Origin of the sequence: Leifsonia sp. Root227 (assembly GCF_001428745.1) — a bacterium.
Taxonomy (GTDB): Bacteria; Actinomycetota; Actinomycetes; order Actinomycetales; family Microbacteriaceae; genus Leifsonia.
Genome location: NZ_LMIO01000002.1, coordinates 299,933 through 319,924, shown reverse-complemented (window position 1 = coordinate 319,924; position 19,992 = coordinate 299,933). Strand labels below are relative to the sequence as shown.

At 70.2% G+C, this 19,992-nt stretch carries 20 protein-coding genes; 6 read left to right on the top strand and 14 right to left on the bottom strand.

Going from position 1 to position 19,992, the window contains the following annotated elements; all coding sequences use genetic code 11:
* Nucleotides 1-17: 17 nt before the first annotated feature.
* The 5 genes from dhaL to ASE16_RS06415 all read right to left on the bottom strand — a co-directional run bounded on the left by dhaL (nucleotide 18) and on the right by ASE16_RS06415 (nucleotide 5,040).
* Nucleotides 18-671, bottom strand: a complete 654-nt coding sequence (dhaL, locus tag ASE16_RS06435) for a dihydroxyacetone kinase subunit DhaL (RefSeq protein WP_055892497.1) — start codon at nucleotides 669-671, stop codon at nucleotides 18-20.
* A complete protein-coding gene (locus ASE16_RS06430) occupies nucleotides 668-1,480 on the bottom strand; it encodes an HAD-IA family hydrolase (RefSeq protein ID WP_055892494.1) in 813 nt (270 codons plus the stop codon). The genes dhaL and ASE16_RS06430 overlap by 4 nt, the downstream gene beginning before the upstream one ends.
* A gap of 3 nt (nucleotides 1,481-1,483) precedes the next feature.
* Complete coding sequence (locus tag ASE16_RS06425; protein ID WP_055892491.1) at nucleotides 1,484-2,344, bottom strand: class II fructose-bisphosphate aldolase; 861 nt, start codon at nucleotides 2,342-2,344, stop codon at nucleotides 1,484-1,486.
* Nucleotides 2,345-2,439: 95 nt separating this feature from the next.
* Nucleotides 2,440-4,263, bottom strand: coding sequence for a GAF domain-containing protein (locus ASE16_RS06420; RefSeq protein ID WP_055892488.1), 1,824 nt, complete (start codon nucleotides 4,261-4,263; stop codon nucleotides 2,440-2,442).
* Nucleotides 4,264-4,347: 84 nt separating this feature from the next.
* A complete protein-coding gene (locus ASE16_RS06415) occupies nucleotides 4,348-5,040 on the bottom strand; it encodes a general stress protein (RefSeq protein WP_055892485.1) in 693 nt (230 codons plus the stop codon).
* 56 nt (nucleotides 5,041-5,096) lie between these two features.
* Here ASE16_RS06415 and ASE16_RS06410 point away from each other — a divergent pair, with 56 nt between their 5' ends.
* The 3 genes from ASE16_RS06410 to ASE16_RS06400 are packed head-to-tail and all read left to right on the top strand — an operon-like array spanning nucleotide 5,097 to nucleotide 8,065.
* Nucleotides 5,097-6,422, top strand: a complete 1,326-nt coding sequence (locus ASE16_RS06410) for a magnesium transporter MgtE N-terminal domain-containing protein (protein ID WP_055892482.1) — start codon at nucleotides 5,097-5,099, stop codon at nucleotides 6,420-6,422.
* A complete protein-coding gene (locus tag ASE16_RS06405; protein ID WP_055892479.1) occupies nucleotides 6,409-6,930 on the top strand; it encodes a DUF1003 domain-containing protein in 522 nt (173 codons plus the stop codon). The genes ASE16_RS06410 and ASE16_RS06405 overlap by 14 nt, the downstream gene beginning before the upstream one ends.
* Nucleotides 6,923-8,065, top strand: coding sequence for an Mrp/NBP35 family ATP-binding protein (locus ASE16_RS06400; protein WP_157480171.1), 1,143 nt, complete (start codon nucleotides 6,923-6,925; stop codon nucleotides 8,063-8,065). The genes ASE16_RS06405 and ASE16_RS06400 overlap by 8 nt, the downstream gene beginning before the upstream one ends.
* Nucleotides 8,066-8,071: 6 nt before the next feature.
* Here ASE16_RS06400 and ASE16_RS06395 read toward each other — a convergent pair whose 3' ends face one another.
* Genes ASE16_RS06395 through ASE16_RS06385 form a run of 3 tightly spaced genes read right to left on the bottom strand, consistent with a single transcriptional unit; the run spans nucleotide 8,072 to nucleotide 11,370 of the window.
* Nucleotides 8,072-9,589, bottom strand: coding sequence for a pyridoxal phosphate-dependent decarboxylase family protein (locus tag ASE16_RS06395; protein WP_055892473.1), 1,518 nt, complete (start codon nucleotides 9,587-9,589; stop codon nucleotides 8,072-8,074).
* Nucleotides 9,576-10,952, bottom strand: coding sequence for an MFS transporter (locus ASE16_RS06390; protein WP_055892470.1), 1,377 nt, complete (start codon nucleotides 10,950-10,952; stop codon nucleotides 9,576-9,578). Before ASE16_RS06390 ends, ASE16_RS06395 begins: the two co-directional genes overlap by 14 nt.
* A 43-nt stretch (nucleotides 10,953-10,995) precedes the next feature.
* Complete coding sequence (locus tag ASE16_RS06385) at nucleotides 10,996-11,370, bottom strand: twin-arginine translocase TatA/TatE family subunit (protein WP_055892466.1); 375 nt, start codon at nucleotides 11,368-11,370, stop codon at nucleotides 10,996-10,998.
* A gap of 82 nt (nucleotides 11,371-11,452) precedes the next feature.
* Here ASE16_RS06385 and ASE16_RS06380 point away from each other — a divergent pair, with 82 nt between their 5' ends.
* Complete coding sequence (locus ASE16_RS06380; RefSeq protein ID WP_055892463.1) at nucleotides 11,453-12,085, top strand: O-methyltransferase; 633 nt, start codon at nucleotides 11,453-11,455, stop codon at nucleotides 12,083-12,085.
* 98 nt (nucleotides 12,086-12,183) lie between these two features.
* Here ASE16_RS06380 and ASE16_RS19370 read toward each other — a convergent pair whose 3' ends face one another.
* The 3 genes from ASE16_RS19370 to dapE all read right to left on the bottom strand — a co-directional run bounded on the left by ASE16_RS19370 (nucleotide 12,184) and on the right by dapE (nucleotide 14,751).
* Nucleotides 12,184-12,357 (bottom strand): DUF3117 domain-containing protein, encoded by a 174-nt coding sequence (locus ASE16_RS19370; protein ID WP_082581279.1) that lies wholly within the window; start codon nucleotides 12,355-12,357, stop codon nucleotides 12,184-12,186.
* A gap of 92 nt (nucleotides 12,358-12,449) precedes the next feature.
* Entirely contained in the window at nucleotides 12,450-13,685 is a 1,236-nt protein-coding gene (locus tag ASE16_RS06375; RefSeq protein WP_055892459.1) for a hypothetical protein, read from the bottom strand.
* Nucleotides 13,669-14,751: a succinyl-diaminopimelate desuccinylase gene (dapE, locus tag ASE16_RS06370; RefSeq protein ID WP_055892456.1), complete on the bottom strand. Its 1,083-nt coding sequence runs from the start codon at nucleotides 14,749-14,751 to the stop codon at nucleotides 13,669-13,671. The genes ASE16_RS06375 and dapE overlap by 17 nt, the downstream gene beginning before the upstream one ends.
* A 17-nt stretch (nucleotides 14,752-14,768) precedes the next feature.
* Between dapE and dapD the strand changes: the two genes are divergently transcribed.
* Entirely contained in the window at nucleotides 14,769-15,758 is a 990-nt protein-coding gene (dapD, locus tag ASE16_RS06365; protein WP_055892453.1) for a 2,3,4,5-tetrahydropyridine-2,6-dicarboxylate N-succinyltransferase, read from the top strand.
* A gap of 60 nt (nucleotides 15,759-15,818) precedes the next feature.
* Here the strand turns inward: dapD and ASE16_RS06360 are convergent, their stop codons facing one another.
* Genes ASE16_RS06360 through pdhA form a run of 3 tightly spaced genes read right to left on the bottom strand, consistent with a single transcriptional unit; the run spans nucleotide 15,819 to nucleotide 19,281 of the window.
* Nucleotides 15,819-17,159, bottom strand: a complete 1,341-nt coding sequence (locus ASE16_RS06360) for a dihydrolipoamide acetyltransferase family protein (protein ID WP_055892448.1) — start codon at nucleotides 17,157-17,159, stop codon at nucleotides 15,819-15,821.
* Complete coding sequence (locus ASE16_RS06355; protein ID WP_055892444.1) at nucleotides 17,156-18,169, bottom strand: alpha-ketoacid dehydrogenase subunit beta; 1,014 nt, start codon at nucleotides 18,167-18,169, stop codon at nucleotides 17,156-17,158. Before ASE16_RS06355 ends, ASE16_RS06360 begins: the two co-directional genes overlap by 4 nt.
* Nucleotides 18,166-19,281 (bottom strand): pyruvate dehydrogenase (acetyl-transferring) E1 component subunit alpha, encoded by a 1,116-nt coding sequence (pdhA, locus tag ASE16_RS06350; RefSeq protein WP_055894345.1) that lies wholly within the window; start codon nucleotides 19,279-19,281, stop codon nucleotides 18,166-18,168. Before pdhA ends, ASE16_RS06355 begins: the two co-directional genes overlap by 4 nt.
* A 234-nt stretch (nucleotides 19,282-19,515) precedes the next feature.
* Between pdhA and ASE16_RS06345 the strand changes: the two genes are divergently transcribed.
* Entirely contained in the window at nucleotides 19,516-19,986 is a 471-nt protein-coding gene (locus ASE16_RS06345; RefSeq protein ID WP_055892441.1) for an Lrp/AsnC family transcriptional regulator, read from the top strand.
* The last annotated feature ends 6 nt before the right edge of the window (nucleotides 19,987-19,992 follow it).

Here is a 19,992-nt window from a genome sequence, read left to right as displayed (position 1 = left end):
GTTTCGCTCGGTGTCGTTCACTGGGACTGCAGAGGTCGGCTCGCCCAGGTGGAGGCGAGACGTTCGAGGATGACCGCGACGGCGACGGCGCCGGGGTCCGGCGAGCCGATGCTGCGCTCGCCCGTGTACGCGGCCCTGCCGCGTCTTGCCTGCATGGTGACCGTCGCGTCTGCCGCATCCCGTGCCGCCGCGGCAGCGCGCGCGACGATCTCGTCACTGGATGCGCCATCGGCGAGGCCGCTCTCGATGGCGTCGGTCATCGGGGCGATGGCGTCGAGCAGCGTCTTGTCGCCGAGTTCGGCGTTGCCGCGGGCTTTGATGCCGTCCATCACGGAGCGGAGCATGGCGACCACATCGTCGCCGCTGAGCTCGACCTTGCCCTTCGCGATGGCCGCGCCGCGCAGGAACGCCGTGCCCCAGATCGGCCCGGAGGTGCCGCCGATGCGGCCGGTGATGACCACGGCGATCTTCTGCAGGAACGTGCCGATGTCGCTGCGGTCGTAGGTGTCCCAGTCGGTGAGCACGATCTCGAATCCGCGGGCGAGGGAGAAGCCGAAGTCGCCGTCTCCGACGACGGAGTCGAGGTCGCCGAACTCCTTCTCGTTGTCGACCGCCGTCCTGGCGATCGTGTTGACCACGAACTCGGTGTCGCTGAAGCTCTGCGTCGTCATGTCCTGTCCTCTGCTGTCCTATCCGGCGTCGCCGATGGCCTGGGCGCTGCGAGCACCGCGGCGATGTCGTCGATGGTCACCGTGTCGCCCGGCCGCACACCGGCGGGCGCGGCGATGATCCGCGCGGGCTCCTCGTCGTCGCCGAGCGAGCTGAGCACGATGGATGCGCCGCTGAAGTCCTCGTCGACCGTGTACGTGCTCACCGTCACGACCGTGCGGAGCCCCGCGGCGACGGCCGCCTGCACCCCGTTGCCGCTGTCCTCGATCACCACGGCGTCGTCCACGCCGATCCCGAGCCTGTCGATGGCGAGCAGGTAGATGTCGGGCGCCGGCTTCTTCGCCGGCACGATATCGCCGGCGAACACGCTGAACCGCGCGGCGAGCTCCGGCCCGACCGCGTGCTCGAGCACGGCGCGCACGCTGGGCTCCGCCGACGTGGATGCGACAGCGAGCGCCCATCCAGCAGCGTCCGCCTGCTCCGCGATCCGCCGGATGCCCGGCCGCGCCGGAAGCGCGCCGGACTCCACCAGCTCGGTGTAGATCGCCGTCTTGCGCCTGTGCCAGCGCGCGAGCATGTCCCGCTGACCGTCAGCGTCGGACGGCAGCCCTGTGGCCGCGACGAACTCCGGCGTCAGGATGCTCGCCATGCGCTCCTTGCCTCCGCCGATGAGCACCTTCTGCCGGTAGTCGTCATCGCTCCAGTGCGCGGGGACGCCCTCCTCCTCGAACGTCCTGTTGAACGCGGGGAGGTGTCCGTTCCGCTCGGTGTCAGCAAGCACGCCGTCGCAGTCGAAGATGAGGGCAGGCACGGCTCACCAGGCCTTCCCTGCGCTGCCGAAGGTGTCGGCGAGCCCGGTGGTGAGCGAGACGATGTGCGAGCGCACGTCGCGGAACAGCGAGGGGGGATCCCACTTGTCGCCCGCCTCCGCCTGTTTCAGGAAGGCGAGGTTGGCCTTCATGAACTCGATCTTGAGCGCCGTGGAGATGTTGACCTTCGCGCATCCCCTGGCAATGAGGTCGCCGAACTGCTGCGTTGTCATGCCGCTGCCGCCGTGCAGGGCGATCGGGATGTTCGTGGCCTGCACCAGGTCGGTGACCCGCTCGAAGTCGAGCTCCGGCGTCGCCGAGTACACGCCGTGGGCGTTGCCGATGGAGGGGGCGAACACATCTACGCCGGTCTCGGTGATGAAGCGGATGGCGGTGTCGAGGCTCTGCCTGGCCGGCTCCGTGTCGGCGCCGATGCCGTCCTCCACGCCCTTGATCGCCTCGATCTCGCCTTCGACGTGCGCGCCGTGCCTGCGCGCCTCCGCGACGACCTCGACGGTCTGCCGCTGGTTCTCCTCGACGGTCAACGTGGATGCGTCGAACAGCACAGAGTTCCAGCCGCGGTCCAGGCACTCGGTGATGACGGCACGCTCAGGGCAGTGGTCGAGGTGCAGGGTGACGGGCACGTCGATGTCCTTCGTCATCGCCGTCCACATTGCGAACAGCACGTCGGAGCCGATCGACTTCACCGTCTTCACGGAGGTCTGCACGATGACGGGGGAACGCGCATCCACTGCCCCGGCGAGCACCGCCTCGAGGGTGAGGTCGTTGACGATGTTGATGGCGGGGACGCCGTAGCGTTCCGCGAACGCGCGGTCCACGATCTCCTTCAGCGACACGACGGGCATGGCGACCTCCTCGATCCGCTGCCAGCGTATGCAGGCCGCGCCCGCTGCGGACACGGGGGTCCCCCTACCCGGTAGGTAGGGATCTCCCGCCCACCTCAGTCGCGCTGGGCGCCCAGACCGGCGAGCGCCGTGCGGTTGGCCGCTCCGGTCTTCCGCAGCAGCGAGCCGACGTGCTTCTCGACCGTCTTCACCGAGATGTGCAGTTCGGCCGCGATCTGCTTGTCCGGCCGGCCGAGCTGGATCAGGGCGCGCACCTCCCGCTCGCGCGGGGTGAAGGCGTCGTCCGCTCCTCCCCCGGTCAGCGAGACGCTGTACCTGCTGAGGAACTCCGGGCTCAGCAGCAGATCGCCTCTGGCAGCGGCGACGACACTGCGCGCGATGGCGGCAGCGTCGGCACTCTGCTCGATGAACCCGACGGCGCCGACGCCTGTCGCACCCAGCAGCCTGTCGTCGGCGACGGCCCCGATCAGCAGCACGACCCTCGCCTTCTGGTCGGCCGCACGCAGGTAGGACGTGAGCTGCACGCCGTCGACGTGCGGCAGGTCGAGGTCGGCGAGCACGACGTTCGGGCGCAGCAGGTCGTACGCCTCCACAGCGCTCTCCGCGTCGGCGACCTCCGCCACCACCTGGATCTCCGGCTCGGCCAGGGCGAGCATCCTGACCAGCCCCGACCGGATGACGGCGCTCGCGTGCACAACCATGACCCGCCAGCGCGCGTGCGTCTGCTCGTCGCGCTCCACCGGTCGCACCGGGAGTTCGGCGCGCACCCTGGTGCCCCAGCCTGGCGTCGACTCGATGTGCACCGTCCCGTCGACGTGCTGTGCGCGAGCGGCGAGCCCCTGCAGCCCGAGGCCGCGCAGCGGGCGGCGCGGCGCGTCGGCGAGCCCTGCGACGTCGAACCCGCGGCCGTCGTCGTCCACGATCGCGGTCACGTCGCTCTCCCCGTAGACGATGCCGACCCTGACGGTGGATGCGCCTGCGTGCTCGACGACGTTCGTCAGCGACTCCTGCACGATCCGGAACAGCTGCCTGGCCGTCTCCGCCGCGAGCAGGCCGGGCTCTCCGACGGCGACCAGCTCGGTGCGCAGCCCCGCTGCGGATTCCGCCCAGGCGAGCTCCAGGGCGATCGCCTCGCTCAGCGAGCGACCGTCGAGCTGTTCCGGTCCCAGCCCGAGCACCGTGCGCTGGGTCTCGCTGAGGGCGGAGCGGGCAGCGACGCGCGCCTGGCCGAGGGCGACGGCAGCATCGGCTCCCGTCGCGAGCCGGCGTTCGGCCTCGTCGATGTTGAGCAGGATGTCGGCGAGTCCTCTCCCCACGGTGTCGTGCACATCCCTGACCACCCGTTCGCGCTCGGACGCGACAGCGGCCTCCCGCGCGCGCTGCTCCGCGATGGCGAACAGCCGCGCGTTCGTGATGGCGATGGCCGCGTGGGCGGCGAAGCTCTCCAGCAGGGCGGCGTCTGCCGAGCCGAACCGCCTGGCCCGGTCGCGGCTGAACAGCACGAGCGCCCCGATGATCGCGTCGTTCCAGCGGATCGGCACGCCGATCGTCGCGTGCAGCCTGTCACGGTCGCTTCCGGTGATGTGGCCGCCACGCACATCGGCGTACTCGTCGAACACGACCGTGCGACGGGCGCGAACGACCTCGCCCGTGACGCCCTCGTCCAGCGGGAAGGTCTGCCCGGACTGGCAGCCGACGCCGAGGTCGGCGTCCTTGCGGTATGTGCCAGCGGTCTCGTCCACGGTGCAGATCGAGCCGCTGTCGCAGTCCAGCAGGTGCAGAGTGTGGCGCAGGATGCGCTCCAGCAGGGGTTCGACGGCGAAATGCCCTGCCAGGTCTCCTGCGAGTGCTGACAGGGTGTCGAACCGGTCTCGGATCGCGTCCGAGCTCGGAGTGTCCTGGTCTGCGGCTTCCTTCATGACGATCCTCGGTGATGTCGTGCCGGGTAGGCGTGCCGAGTTCATCATGCGCCTTCTGGGCGGCGCAGGACAACGTTTTCGCGCTTAGCGGGGCTCCTCCGCCGCGGGCGGCGCCGGCGGGACGGGCGGCGCAGGAGGGGTGGGAGAGGTGGGCGGCACAGGAGGCGCAGGAGGAGCGGGCGGCGGGTCGCTGGGATGCTGCGTCGGAGGGAACGGCGGCGGCGGGTCGCTCGGGTGCGGAGCCGCCGGCGGGTCGGCCGGATGCGCGACGGGCGCCTCCCGCCCGCCGTCCGTTCCGCCCTGCATCAGGTTGCGGGCGCGGTTGACGAGCTCGGAGTCCACCAGCACCGAGTAGCTGGTGGCGATCACCTGCATCACCGAGGTGTAGTCGCGGCGGCGCCGGTTGATGGCGTACGACACGATGCCGAAGAGCATCCCGAACCCGGCGCCGATCAGCACGGCGGCGATCACGAACGCGAAACTGACCTGCGGGGAGAAGATGACAAGCAGCAGTCCGAAGAAGATTCCGAGCCAGGCGCCGGAGGCCGCACCGGCCACGGCGACGCGACCCCAGGTCAGCTTGCCTGTCACCCGCTCGACGCTCTTCAGGTCGCTTCCGACGATCGAGACCTTGTCGACGGGGAAGTCGGCACGGGCCAGAACGTCGACCGCCTGCTGCGCCTCCGGGTACGTTTCGTAGGTCGCGACGACCTCTCCCCGCGGCAGCGTGGGGAACAGGGCACGGGTGCGTCCGCCTAGCGGGCTCTGACTGCTCATCGCCCCATTCTTCCATCCGCAGGCTGCTCACGTCTGGAGGGCTTAAGTTATTACCTGTGAGTGCCACCAGAGTGTTCGTCGCCCGTTTGGCCGGGTGCACCGTTTTCGACCCTGCAGGCGACAGGGTCGGCAAGGTGCGCGACGTCCTGGTGGTCTACCGCAAAAGCGATCCGCCGCGCGTCGTGGGCCTGATCGTCGAGATCCCCGGCAAGCGCCGCGTGTTCGTGTCGATCGGTCGCGTGACCAGCATCGGCAGTGGCCAGATCATCACCACCGGGCTCATCAACGTGCGGCGGTTCGAGCAGCGCGGCGGCGAGGTGCGGGTGATCGCCGAGATGCTCGGCCGCAAGGTGGTGTTCGCGGACGGCACGGGCGAGGCGACCATCGAGGACGTCGCGATCGAAGAGTCGTCGACGGGCGAGTGGGCGATCAGCCAGTTGTTCGTGCGCCGCCCGAAGACCGGGTCGTCCCCGTTCGGCAAGGGGCCGACCACCTTCGCCTCCTGGAACGAGGTGCGCGAGAAGCAGGAACGCGGCGAGGCGCAGTCCGCCGAGCAGCTGATCGCGACGTACTCCGAGCTGAAACCGGCCGACCTCGCGAACACGCTGCTCGACCTCCCCCAGCAGCGGATGCTCGAAGTCGCGGAGGAACTGCCGGACAACCGGCTCGCCGACGTGCTCGAGGAGATGCCGGAGAGCGAGCAGGTGCAGATCCTCGCCCAGCTCGACGACGACCGCGCGGCCGACGTGCTCGACCAGATGGAGCCGGACGACGCCGCCGACCTCATCGCGCAGCTCTCCGACGAGCGAGGAGAGCACCTGCTCGAGCTGATGCAGCCGGAGGAGGCGGAGGACGTGCGCATGCTCCTGAGCTACGCACCGGACACCGCGGGCGGTCTGATGACCACGGAGCCGATCATCGTCTCCGCCGACGCCACCGTCGCGGAGGGCCTCGCCCTCATCAGGAGGCACGAGCTCGCGCCAGCGCTCGGGGCCGCAGTCTGCGTCACCCTGCCGCCGTACGAGGCGCCCACCGGGCGATTCCTCGGCGTCGTGCACTTCCAGCGGATGCTCCGCTACCCGCCGCACGTCCGCCTCGGCACCCTGCTCGACCCGAGCCTGGAGCCGGTGACGGCCAACACGTCGGCGGCCGAGGTGTCGCGCATCCTGGCGAGCTACAACCTGGTCTCCGTCCCCGTCGTGGACGACAACCACCGACTGGTCGGGGTGGTGACCATTGACGACATCCTCGACTACCTGCTGCCAGACGACTGGCGAAGTCGCGACGACGAAGACGAGCTCGTGAAACGCGCGCCCGTCTCGGATCAGACCGGCAGTATCCGCATTGTGAACGGAAGGAGGGGCGGCAATGGCACGAGGTAAGCAGGACACCAGACTGGATGCGCCCAAGGGCCTCCGCACGACCGTCATCCCCCGCCGCGGAACGGTCGACAACAACGACCGCTTCGGCCGGTTCACCGAGTGGATCGCCCGCGCGATGGGCACCCCGTGGTTCATCCTCGGGCTCACCGTCTTCGTCATCTTCTGGATGGCCTGGAACACGCTCGCCCCCGTCGCCTGGCGCTTCGACTCGATCTCGCTCGGCTTCATCGCTCTGACGCTCGTGCTTTCGCTGCAGGCCTCGTACGCCGCGCCGCTCATCCTGCTCGCCCAGAACAGGCAGGACGACCGCGACAGGGTTCAGATCGAGCAGGACAGGCAGCGCGCTGAGCGCAACCTGGCCGACACCGAGTACCTGGCACGCGAGGTCGTCGCGCTGCGGCTCGCGATCAAGGACATGGCGACGAAGGACTTCATCCGCGCGGAGCTGCGCGCCCTCCTCGACGATCTGGACAAGCGTGAGGACGACAGCGAGCAGGCACGTGTCTGACCTGCCTGGGACGGTCAGGCGCGCCCTCGGCGGCGTGCTCGACCCCGAGATCCGCAAGCCCATCACCGAGCTCGACATGGTCGGCGACGTCACCGTCGACCCGTCGGGCAACGCGACCGTCTGCGTCAAGCTGACCATCGTCGGCTGCCCTGCTGCCGACACGATCGAACGGGATGTGCGCACCGCCACCGCGAGCGTGCCAGGCGTCACCTCGGTGACGGTCGACGTCACCGTGATGTCGAAGGAGGAGCGCAGGGCGCTCACCGAGAAGCTCCGCGGCGGCAGGGCGTCCAGGGCGCAGCAGTTCGGCCCGGACTCGCTCACCAGGGTGTACGCGGTGACCAGCGGCAAGGGCGGCGTCGGCAAGTCGACCGTCACGGCCAACCTGGCCGTGGCGCTCGCGGAGCGCGGCCTGCGGGTGGGGATCGTCGACGCCGACGTGCACGGCTTCTCCATCCCCGGCATCCTCGGCCTCACCGACGCCGACGGGGTCGCGCAGCGCCCGACGCGCGTCGACGACATGATCCTCCCCCCTGTCGCATACGGCGTGAAGGTGGTCTCGATCGGGATGTTCGTCGACTCACCGTCCGCCGCCGTCGCCTGGCGCGGCCCGATGCTGCACCGCACCATCCAGCAGTTCCTCGGCGACGTGTTCTTCGGTGATCTCGACGTGCTCCTGCTCGACCTGCCACCCGGCACGGGCGACGTGGCCATCTCCGTCGGCCAGCTCCTGCCGAACGCCGAGGTGATCGTGGTGACCACCCCTCAGCCGGCCGCCGCCGACGTCGCGGAGCGCAGCGGCGTGCTCGCCAGGCAGACCGGCCAGAAGGTCATCGGCGTCATCGAGAACATGGCGGGGCTCCCCCAGCCGGACGGCACGGTGCTCGACCTGTTCGGCAGCGGTGGAGGCGCGGAGGTCGCGCGCAGGCTCTCCGCCGGGCAGGACGAGCAGGTGCCGCTGCTCGCCTCCGTGCCGCTGAGCATCCCGTTGCGGGCGGGCGGCGACACGGGTGCGCCGATCGTGGTGACCGACCCGGCGGATGCGTCGGCGGAGGCGATCCGCTCGGTGGCCGACCGGCTCGCCACCAGGGCGCGCGGGCTGTCAGGGCGCAAGCTCGGGATCTCGGTGCTCTGACCCGCGTCAGCTCTCCGTCGGCTCCACGATCCGAGCAAGCAGCTCGATCAGCAGCCGCTCGGTGAGCGGTCGCGGCAGCGCCTCGATCAGCGCCAGGAACGGCGCCAGGTCGTCCGGCAAGCGGGCGCCGGAGGTGTCGTCGCTCGCGCCGGCCAGCCCGATCGCCTGGAGAACGCCCCAGGCGGACTCCGCGTCGAGCTGTCCGGCCGCCTGCCCACCCGCGAGCCCCTCCGCGAGCCCGGGCGGAAGCGCCCCCAGGATCGCGGCTGGGTCCACGCGCGGCACGCCGCGCACCTCGTCGGCGGATGCGCGCAGCGCCGCCTCCAACTCGTCCACGCGCTCCTCGGTCACCGGGGTGATCGTGAGGTGCGTGGTGTGCGGGAGGCGCGTGCCGTCCGGCTGCACCAGTCCCGGCTGCAACTGCAGGTGCCAGCCGCGGTGCCCTGCCCTGTCCGCCCAGTGGTGCGGGTCGACCCGGCGCTCGGCGGGAACGGACTCGTCGGTGGCGACGGCGAGCAGCGGCCCGACGGGGTCGCCGACGATCCGCAGCCCATCGATGTCGCCGACGATGTCGGCCAGCGCTCTGGTGGCCCTGCGGCAGGACTCCGCGAGCTCGGCGAACCCGCGCGCCCCGAGGGCCTGCACGATCGCCCACGACGCCGCGAGCGCGCCGGCCGACTTGGAGCCGAGCATCGTCGGATTGACCACGGGATAGCCTGGCCAGCCCGTGGTGGCGAAGTACTGCATCCGCTGCCTGTCCCGTCCGCGCTGCAGCAGCACGCTCGCACCCTTCGGCGCATAGCCGAACTTGTGCAGGTCGGCCGAGATGCTGGTCACGCCCGGTACGCGGAAGTCCCAGAGCGGGAGCGGCGAACCGTCCGCAGCCCGCCAGAACGGCAGGATCCAGCCGCCGATGCACGCATCCACATGGCAGGCGATGCCCTCCGCCGCACAGGCCGTTGCGACCTCCTCCACCGGATCGAGGGCCGCGAGCGGATAGCCGGGAGCAGAGACCACGACGAGCGCCACGTCCGGCCCCAGCCTGTCGACGATGGCGGCGGCGTCCACCACCCAGGTCTCCGGATGCACGGAGACCAGTTCCAGCTCCACATCGAAGTAGTGCGCAGCCTTCTGGAACGCCGCGTGCACGGTCACCGGCGCGACCATCCGTGCCCGTCCCGTTCCTCCCGCCGCCCGCCAGACGTCGCGCGCCGTCTTCACCGCGAGGAGGCACGACTCCGTGCCGCCGGAGGTGACGGAGCCCACCACGTCGTCTGCGCCGTGCAGCAGTTCGCGTGCGAAGCCGAGCACCTCCCGTTCCATCACCGCGACGGACGTGAACGTGGTCGGGTCGAGCCCGTTGACCGGCTGCACCAGCCGCATCGCCTGCGCGGCGAGTTCGTCCACCTCGGCGAGGCCGGAGTCGTAGACGTAGCTCAGCACCCGCCCGCCGTGGGTCGGGGCGTCCGCGGCCCTGAGCGCGGCCAACCGCCCCAGGATCGCCGCCGAGTCAAACACGACCATCGATGTCCTCCTTGCGCAGGCGATACCGGGAGAGCGGGAGGAGGCTGAGCGCCACGATCCCCGCTGGGACGATGCTGAAGCCGATCACGATGCCGGCGACGGCGCCGGCGGACTGCACGGCCTCGGGATGCGACGTCGTCGTCACGAAACTGGAGACGTAGCCGGTGAGCGCCAGGATGATCGTCAGCACGGTCGCGCCGAGAGCCATTCCCGTCGTCTCCCCCGCCGTCCACATACCGCCGAACGTCCCTGCCCTTCCCGGCCCGTTGCGCGCGGCGTCGTGCGAGATGACGTCGGGCAGCATCGCCATCGGAAGCGACTGCATCCCCGCGTACCCCGCTCCCACCAGCGCGACAGGCGCATACACCCACGCGCCGGGGACCCAGAGCAGCAGCAGCATCGACAGCGCCGCCACTCCGAACAGGATGCTCGCCGCGACGAAACCGCGCTCCTTGCCGATCCGCCGCGACACCACGCCCCAGAGCGGCGTCACGATCAGCGCGGGGCCGATCAGCGCGACGAACAGGAACGTCACGGCGTCCTCGGAGTGCAGCACCCAGGTGGCGACGTAGTTCGCGCCGGCCAGCATCAGCCCAGTGGCGAGCCCCTGCAGCAGGAAGGTCAGCAGCAGCGCGCGGAACGGCTGGCTGTCCCGGAGCACCCGCACGCCTGCCGCGTAGTTGGTGCGCAGCGTCGTCAGCACGCCCACTTTCGGCGGCACGACCGTGGCTGCCGGTCCGCGCGGCGCGACGAACGCCGACACGAGCATCCCCGCCCCGATCACCACCCCGGCCACGAGCGCCATCAGGAAGTACCCGGCGAAGCTGTCGTCGCCGCCGAGGGAACGAAGCGCGGGGCCGCCGGCGCCGAACAGCAGGATCGCGAAGGTGAGGACCACGACGCGCCAGGTCAGCAGCCTGGTCCGCTGGTCGTAGCCGGACGCCAGCTCCGCCGGGAGCGCGATGTACGGCACCTGGAACAGGCTGAACGCCGTCGCCGTGAGCAGGAACGCCAGGAACACCCACACGACGGCCAGCGGCTGCGGCGTTCCGACAGGCACGGCGAAGGTCAGCAGGAAGAAGGCGGGGAGCGAGACGGCGCCGAGCACCATCATCGGACGACGGGACCCCCCGACGGCGAGCATCCGGTCGGACCGGGCGCCGATCACAGGGTCGATCACCACATCCCACACCTTGGCGAGCGTCACCACCAGGCCGGCGACGATCGCGGCGACCCCCAGAGAGTCTGTGAGGTAGTAGACGAGGACGAGGCCGGGGAGGGTGGAGAAGCCACCCGTGCCAAGCGAGCCGATGGCGTAGCGGGTGACCGTCGCGCGCGCGACCGTCTGCTCCGTTGCGATCATTCCCGCATCGTATTGGATGCGGGAGCCGCCAGGTGGATTCGGCTCAGGTGGATTCGGTGTCGAACGGCGGGACGGAGCCGGCCTCGAGCTTGCGCTTGCGCTGCGCGTACGCCGACTCTGTCACCGGTTTGATGGCGCTCTCCGTGACCGTGGCTGCGGCGGCGGGATCGTCGAGCAACGCCTCACGGATGATCCGGCGCGGGTCGTACTGGCGGGGGTCGAGCTTCTTCCAGTCGACCTCGTCGAACTCCGGGCCCATCTCGTCGCGCATCCTGGACTTGGCGCCGTTGGCGAAATCACGGAGCGACCTGGTGAACTTGCCGAGCTTGGCAGCGTAGGTCGGAAGACGTTCGGGACCAAGCAGAAACGCAGCGATCACCGCCACGATGAGCAACTTGTCGAAAGTCAGACCGAACACGAGACAAGGGTATCGCGGTCGCGCCTGCGGTGACGCTGTGCGTCGGAGCCGTATCCTGGGTCGAGAGAGCATCGGGAGCACTGTGTCTGACAAAGATTCGAATTGGAAGTTCGCCGACGACGTCATCGTCGAGAGCGACGTCATCGCGCGCGCACGCCAGCAGTCGCTCGAACTGGGCATCGAGCCGATCGCCCCGAGCATCGGAGCGCAGGCCGCGATCGTGGTCGCAGCGACGGCGGCGGAGAGCATCGTGGAGATCGGCACCGGCGTCGGCGTCTCCGGCCTGTGGCTTCTCACAGGGGGGACGGACGCGCAGCTCACCTCGATCGACGCGGAGGTCGACCACCAGCAGCACGCGCGCGGCTTCTTCACCGAGGCCGGCATCGCATCCAACCGCGTGCGCCTCATCACCGGCAGGGCACTGGAGGTGCTCCCCCGGATGAACGAGAACTCCTACGACATCGTCTTCGTCGACGCCGACCCCGCTTCGGTGATCGAGTACGTCGAGCACGGGCTGCGGCTCGTCCGCCCAGGCGGCACCGTGCTCGTGGCGCACGCCCTGTGGAAGGGACGCGTCGCAGACCCTGCCGCCCGCGACGACGTCGCGACCGGCTTCCGCACACTCATCACAGAGACCGCGGCGTCCGGCGCCGTCATCGCCGCCGTGTCACCGGCCGGAGACGGCCTGCTCCAGCTCACCAAGCTGACGCCCTAGCGCCGCAGCCGTTCGGCCGCTTCGGAGCGCCATGCTGCCCCGGAAACGCAGAACGGGCCCCATCGGGGGCCCGTTCTTCGGGTAGTCGTTCGTGTGCGCTAGGAGGTCGTCACGACGCTCGCGAGAGCATCGTGAAGTTCTTTGGCTTCCGCGTCGTTGACGGAGACGACGAGCCGTCCCCCACCTTCGAGCGGCACCCGCACGATAATGAGCCGACCCTCCTTCACAGCCTCCATTGGCCCGTCCCCGGTCCTCGGCTTCATGGCCGCCATGCAGCTCCCCTTTCGTGGATGTTTGTCTATTATCTGTCATCGGGGCGGACGGGTGGAAATCGAATCCACCCGCGTTCGGGGCGGACAGCCGATCACGGCGGCGACCAGTCCGCTCCGTCGACACCCCACGCCACCGCCAGCCAGCCCACCTGCAGCGCGACGAACAGCACCACCATGCCCACGCGGTACACCCTTCTTCGCGGCAGTGCCATTGCGCCGAGCAGCGGGAAGAGGGGCATGAGCAGCCGGAACGTGCTCGACTGCGGGAAGAACACCGCGAGCAGATAGAGCGCGTACGCCACGATCCAGAACCACAGGTCGACCCCGAGCCTGCGCACCCCTGGCGAGAACAGGGCGACGGCGAACAGGGCGAGCACGACGACGAGCACCGCGATGCCGAGCCAGCCGGGCAGCCCGAGCATCGTGTTCGACCACCAGTACGCGCCCTGGAACCACGACGAGAACGGCACGAGGTGCTGGTAGCCGATGTATGGAGCGCGCCAGGCGAGCTCGGTGTCGGTGTACGCCGTGATCGAGCCCGTGGCGAGCGCAGCGATGGCCGGCCACGCCAGCCCTGCCAGCCCGCTGAACACCGTCAGCGACACGCTCAGGATGCGGTCTCGTACCGGGAAGGGATCGCGTCGGCGCACCACCCAGCGGTAGATCACGTGCATCCCGAGCGCCAGGGCGAAGGCGAGCCCGCTCGGCCTGGTGAACGCCATGACGGTGACGACGGGGAACAGCCAGCCGTAACGGCGCTCCACCAGGAGCAGCAGTGCGGTGGCGAGCAGCAGCACGTACAGCGACTCTGCGTACGCGAGCTGGAATAGCGGCGAGACAGGCGAGACGCAGAACAGCACGACGGCGAACAGGCTGGTCGACGCCGACAGGCCGACCCGCAGCATCAGCCGGTAGAACACGAGCGCCGCCCCTGCGCCGCAGAGCACGGACACGGTGACCGCGGCGGGCGCCCAGGGCATCCTGGTCAGGAACATGACAACGTTCACCAGGCCGGGATAGCCCGGCATGAACGCCCAGGCGTTCTCCGTGACGTGGATGCCGTCGACGGTCGGCAGGCTGGACGGGTAGCCGGAGACGGCGACGATGTTGTACCAGAGCCCGTCCCAGATCGTCGCGAACGAGAAGTAGTCGGGATGCGCGCCCGTCCAGGGGTTCTGCCCCTGCACACTCGCGAAGATCAGCAGCAGAACGGTCGAGACGACCCTGCTCGCCGCGTACACGGCCAGGACGGGCACCCACCACCGCGCCCAGGCGCGCCGGACCGGCCCCGCCTGCTGCGGCGCGTCCAGCTCAGCGGCGGGGAGCACCGGTGAGCCAGGCGCGGAGTCCCGCCTCGACGGCCGTGATCTGGTCGACGGCGACGCGCTCGTCGTCGGCGTGCGCCTTCAGAGGGTCGCCTGGGCCGTAGTTGACGGCGGGGATGCCCATGGCACTGAACCGCGCCACATCCGTCCAGCCGTACTTCGGCTTGGCCACCCCGCCGACCGCGGCGAGGAACTCCTGCGCGAGCGGGGCATCCAGCCCAGGGCGGGCGCCGTCGGCGCGGTCGACGACGGTGATCTCGTAGTCGCCGAACAGCTCGTGCATGTGCGCGATGGCGTCCTCCGAGCTGCGCGACGGCGCGAAGCGGTAGTTGATGTGCACCATGCACTCGTCGGGGATGATGTTGCCTGCCACCCCGCCGCTGATGCCGACGGCGTTGAGGCCTTCGCGGTACACCAGCCCGTCGACCTCGACCTCACGCGCCTGGTACGCGGCCAGGGTGTCCAGGATGGGCGTCGCCTTGTGGATGGCGTTCTCACCGATCCAGCCGCGTGCGGAGTGCGCGCGCAGGCCGTAGGTGCGGACCTCGACGCGGAGGTTGCCGTTGCAGCCGCCCTCGACGACGCCGTTGCTCGGCTCGCCCAGGATGGCGAAGTCGCCCTCGAACAGGTCCGGCCGGTTGCGGGCGAGGCGGCCGAGGCCGTTGAGGTCGGCGGAGACCTCCTCGTGGTCGTACCACATCCAGGTGATGTCGATGGCGGGGTCGGTGAGCTCCGCGGCGAGCTTGAGCTGCACGGCGGTGCCCGACTTCATGTCCACGGTGCCGCGACCCCAGAGGTACTGGATGCCGTCGATGGTCTCGAACCTGGTGGGGAGGTTGTCGTTCAGCGGGACGGTGTCGATGTGACCGGCGATCACCGCTCGACGGTCCCTGCCGAGGTTGGTGCGGGCGACAACCGTGTCGCCGTCCCTGATGATCTCCAGATGGCCGAGGCCGCTGAGGGCCTCCACGATGGCGTCTGCCAGTTCCTTCTCGTTGCCGGACACCGACTCGATGTCGCAGATCTGGCGGGTGATGTCGATGGACGAGGCGCTGAGGTCGAGGGGCACCCTACTAATCTAGAGCCATGCCCTCCGACGTTTCCTCCGAATCCGCCGCGCCAGCATCCCCCCGCACCGCCTGGGGCTACGGCCTCGCGACCGTCGCGGGCGACGGCACCGTGCTCGACACCTGGTTCCCGGAGCCGCGTCTCGGCTCGATCCCGGCAGGGCGCGACCGCTGGATCGCACCGGCGGAATTCGAGGCGCTGGCCGTCGAGGACGCCCGCCGCAACGTGCGCGTGGACATCGTGACGGTGGAGATCGACCTGGATGCCGCCCCGGCGTCGACCCCGGATGCGTACCTCCGCCTCCACCTGCTCTCCCACCTCCTCGCCGCCCCGAACACCCTCAACCTCGACGGCGTGTTCGGCCACCTGCCGATCGTGGCGTGGACGAACGCCGGCCCGGTGCATCCCGCTGACTTCTCCCGCCTGCGCCCGCAGCTGCAGCGTGCAGGCATCCACGTGACGGGCATCGACAAGTTCCCTCGCCTGCTCGACTACGTCACGCCGGACCGTGTGCGCATCGCCGACGCGTCGCGCGTGCGCCTCGGCGCGCACCTCGCGCCCGGCACGACGGTGATGCACGAGGGCTTCGTGAACTTCAACGCAGGTACGCTCGGCACCTCGATGGTCGAGGGCCGCATCTCGCAGGGCGTCGCGGTCGGCGACGGCTCGGACATCGGCGGCGGCGCATCCATCATGGGGACGCTGAGCGGCGGAGGCACGCAGCGCGTGGCGATCGGCGAGCGCGCCCTGCTCGGAGCGAACTCCGGCATCGGCATCTCGATCGGCGACGACACGGTGGTCGAGGCAGGGCTTTACGTGACGGCGGGCACCAAGGTGGTCGTCGTCGGCGACGCCCCCACCGCGGACGGCGCGCCGCGCACGGTCAAGGCGGTCGAGCTGTCCGGCGTGCCCGGCCTGCTCTTCCGCCGCAACTCCCTCACCGGCGCCGTCGAGGTCCTCCGTCGCGCCGGCGGCGGCATCGAGCTCAACGCCGCCCTGCACGCCTAGCCCCCACGTCGCCCGGCCAGGACCGCCCCGACCTCCGTTCGCGCGGAGGCCGGGGACGGATCAGACCAGGGCGATGACGGAGGCGGGGTCTGCGACGATCCTGCCGATGTCGGCGATGAAGCGGGCGGCCTGCTCCCCGTCGACCACGCGGTGGTCGAACGAGAGGGCGAGCGTCAGCACGTCGCGCAGCGCGATGTCGCCGCGGTGCTCCCACGGCTGGCGTCGCACGGCGCCGACCGCGAGGATCGCCGCCTCGCCCGGCGTCAGGATCGGCGTGCCGGCGTCCACTCCGAACACGCCGACGTTGGTGATGGTGATCGTTCCGCCCGACATCGCCTCCGGACTGGTGCGTCCCGCCCGCGCCGTCTCCGCCAGGCTCCGGATGCTCGCGGCCAGGTCACCGAGGCCGAGTGCGTCCGCATCCCGGATCGTCGGCACGACCAGCCCGCGCGGCGTCGCCGCGGCGATCCCGAGATTCACGTAGCCGAACTGCACGATCTCCTGCGCAGCGTCGTCCCAGCTGGCGTTGACCTCCGGCGTTCGGCGCACGGCGATGCAGAGCGCCTTCGCGATCACCGTGAGCAGGCCGGGGCGGCGCTCCCGGGTGTCCGTCCCAGCACGAAGCCGGTCGAGCAGCTCCATCGTCGGGGTGGCGTCGACCGTCAGGAAGACGGTGGCCTGCGGTGCGGTGAAAGCGCTCCGCACCATCGCGTCTGCCGTCGCCTTGCGCACGCCCTTGATCGGGATGCGCGTCTCCCGCGCCCCCGGCACCGCAGAGGGCGTCTCCGCGGACGTTGCCAGGTGTGCGGCGGGCGCGGCGGGCGCAGCCAGGAACGCCTCCACGTCGTGGCGCGTCACCAGCCCCCGCTCCCCCGTCCCAGGGATGCTCGCCAGGTCGACGCCGCGCTCGCGAGCCAGCTTGCGCACGGGAGGCGTCGCCCGTGGGCGCTCACCAGCGACCGTGTGCCGTTTCGTCTCCGTCTGAACGGAGACGGTCACGATTCCGGGGCGGGCGCGTCGCTGCGGCCTCGTGGCCGAGTCTGCCTTCGCCCCGTACCCGACGAGGTTCGGTTCCGGCGCGTCTGCCGTGGCAGCCGCATCCACTGCCGGCGCGACCTCTGGCCGCTCGGCCGCAGGCTCCTCCGCTGCGTCCTCCGCCGCTCCGACCTCGAACGCCACGATCCGCTCGCCGACAGCGACCGTCACGCCGGGCTCCACGAACAGCTGCGACACCCGGCCCTCGTACGGGGCCGGCAGCTCCACGAGCGCCTTCGCGGTCTCCACCTCTGCGATGATCTGGTTGAGCTGCACCGTGTCGCCGACCGCGACCTTCCAGCTCACCAGCTCCGACTCTGTCAGTCCCTCGCCCAGGTCTGGCAGGGCGAACTCCTTGACGGTCACAGCTCCTCCACCCCGGTCAGCGAGTTCGGGCGATCCATCGCGCGGTCGACACCGTCCAGGATGCGGTCGAGGTCGGGCAGGTGCGCGCCCTCCAGCTTCGCGGCCGGGTACGGGATGTCGTGCCCTGTCACGCGCACAGGGGCGTGCTCCAGGTAGTAGAAGCAGCGCTCCGTGATGCAGGCGGCGATCTCCGCGCCCATCCCGCCGGACAGCGCAGCCTCGTGCGAGATCACGAGGCGGCCGGTCTTCCGCACAGACTCTGCGACTGTGTCGACGTCGAGCGGAGAGAGCGAGCGCAGGTCGATCACCTCGACGGACAGGCCGTCGTCGGAGGCCGCAGCGGCCGCATCCCGTGCCGTCTGCACCAGCCCGCCGTACGTGACGAGCGTCAGGTCGTCGCCGGGGACCACGACGCGCGCCGTGCCCATGGGGCGGGCGTCCGCCAGGGCTGCGGTCTCGTCGACCTCGCCCTTGACGTGGTAGCGGCGCTTCGGCTCGAAGTAGAGCACGGGGTCGTCGGAGGCGATGGCCTGCTGGATGAGGGTGTACGCGTCCTCCGGGCTCGACGGGCTCACGACGCGCAGGCCGGCGGCGTGCGCGAAGTAGGCCTCCGGCGAGTCGGAGTGGTGCTCAGCAGCCCCGATCCCTCCGGCGAACGGCACGCGGATCGTGATCGGCATCCGCACAGCGCCTGCCGTGCGGTAGTGCATCCGCGCCACCTGGCTGACAATCTGGTCGAACGCCGGGTAGATGAACCCGTCGAACTGGATCTCCACCACCGGGCGGTAGCCGCGGTACGCCATCCCGACGGCTGTGCCCAGGATGCCGGACTCCGCGAGCGGCGAGTCCATCACCCTGCGCGGGCCGAACTCGGTCTGCAGGCCGTCCGTCACGCGGTAGACGCCGCCGAGGGTTCCGATGTCCTCGCCCATCAGCACCACGTGCTCGTCGCCTGCCAGCGCAGCGCGGAGACCGGCGTTGATGGCTTTCGCCATCGTGAGGGTGGTCATCGCCCGTCACCTCCGACGAACGTTCTGAGGTAGCGCGAGTAGTGATCGCGCTGGCGGGCGATGCCGGTGTGCGCTTCCGCATACACGTTGTCGAACACGGTCATCGGGTCGGGGTCTGGTAGCGAAACGCAGCCGGCGCGCAACTCGGCGGCGACACGGTCCGCCTTCGCGGCGACCTGCTCCTCCCGGTCGGCGGAGAGCGCACCCTGCCTGCTGAGGTACGCGCCGACCCGGGCGAGCGGGTCTTTCACCTTCCACTGCTCCAGCTCGGCCGGGTCGCGGTAGCGGGTGGGGTCGTCAGCGGTGGTGTGCGGGCCCATCCGGTATGTGACGGCCTCGATGAAGGTCGGGCCGCCGCCGGTCCGCGCCCGCTCGAGGGCCGACCGCATCACCGCGAGCACGGCGAGCACGTCGTTGCCGTCCACCCGCACACTCGGGATGCCGAAGCCGGGAGCGCGCTCTGCGATCGGCCGCTGCGCCTGCAGGGAGACCGGCTCGGAGATCGCGTACTGGTTGTTCTGGCAGAAGAAGATGACGGGAGCGGCGTATGTTGCGGCGAAGATCATGGCCTCGTTCACGTCGCCCTCGCTGGTCGCGCCATCCCCGAAGTAGGCGACGGCGACCGCGTCCGTTCCGTCCGCCTGGATCCCGAGGGCGTATCCGGTGGCGTGCAGCGTCTGAGCGCCGATGATGACCTGCGGGGTCGCCATGTTGATGTCGTACGGGTTCCAGCCGGACTGCGCTGTGCCGCGCCAGACCCGCACCAGGTCGGTGAGCTGAGCGCCGCGGCAGTATGCGACGCCGTTCTCCCGGTAGCTGGAGAACACGAAGTCGTCGGAGCGGAGGGCGCGACCGGAGCCGATCTGCGCGGCCTCCTGACCGAGCAGCGGCGGCCACAGGCCGAGCTCACCCTGACGCTGCAGGGCGGTGGCCTCTGTGTCGATGCGGCGGATGACGACCATGTCCTCGTAGAACGAGAGGAGCTGCTCGTCGCCGATGTCCGAGATCCAGGCGTCGTACCGATCGTCGCTCAACCGCATCCCGTCGGGAGTCATTAGCTGTACGGTGTCGATGCCGCCGAGACGGAGCTCGCCGAGGTGCACATCGTCCATCCGGCCGTCGTCGTCTGACATCCGGATGCCTGGTTGATTGTCGATCGTCACGGTTCACGCAACCTTCACTCTCACGTCCGGCCCTCGCGCTTGTGGCGCCATGAACCGGCTTCCGGCCTCCTTGCCGGAATTACCGGGAACGTTACGCTTTCGGGTCACCCCGCACAACCATCGGCGTGTCGACCGTGCACAGTGCACTATCCGGGCGTGTCGCCGCGTGCTAGCTTTCACACTATGCGCACTATCGACAGCACCGACCGACGCATCCTCGTGGCCATCGCGGAGGACCCGAGGGCGACCAATGTCTCCCTCGCCGACCGGCTCGGGCTGAGCCGCAACACGGTGCAGTCCCGCGTGGCAGAACTGGAGCGCTCCGGGGTGTTCCTGTCGTTCGACAGGCGCATCAGCGCGCTTGCCGCCGGCTATCCGCTCGCGGCGTTCGTGACGGTGCATGTGCATCAGCAGAAGCTCGCGTCGATCGTCGAACAGCTCGCCACCATCCCGGAGATCGTGTCGGCGCACGGGCTGTCCGGCCCGTCCGATCTGCTCGTGCGGGTGGTCTGCACGGACGCGGAGGACCTCTTCCGCATCACGGGCGCCATCCAGGCCGCGGACGGCGTCGAGCGCGCGGAGACCGCCCTCGACATGGGCGAGCTCATCCCGTACCGCCTGCACCCCCTCCTCGCCCGCGACGCCGCCAAATAATCGAGT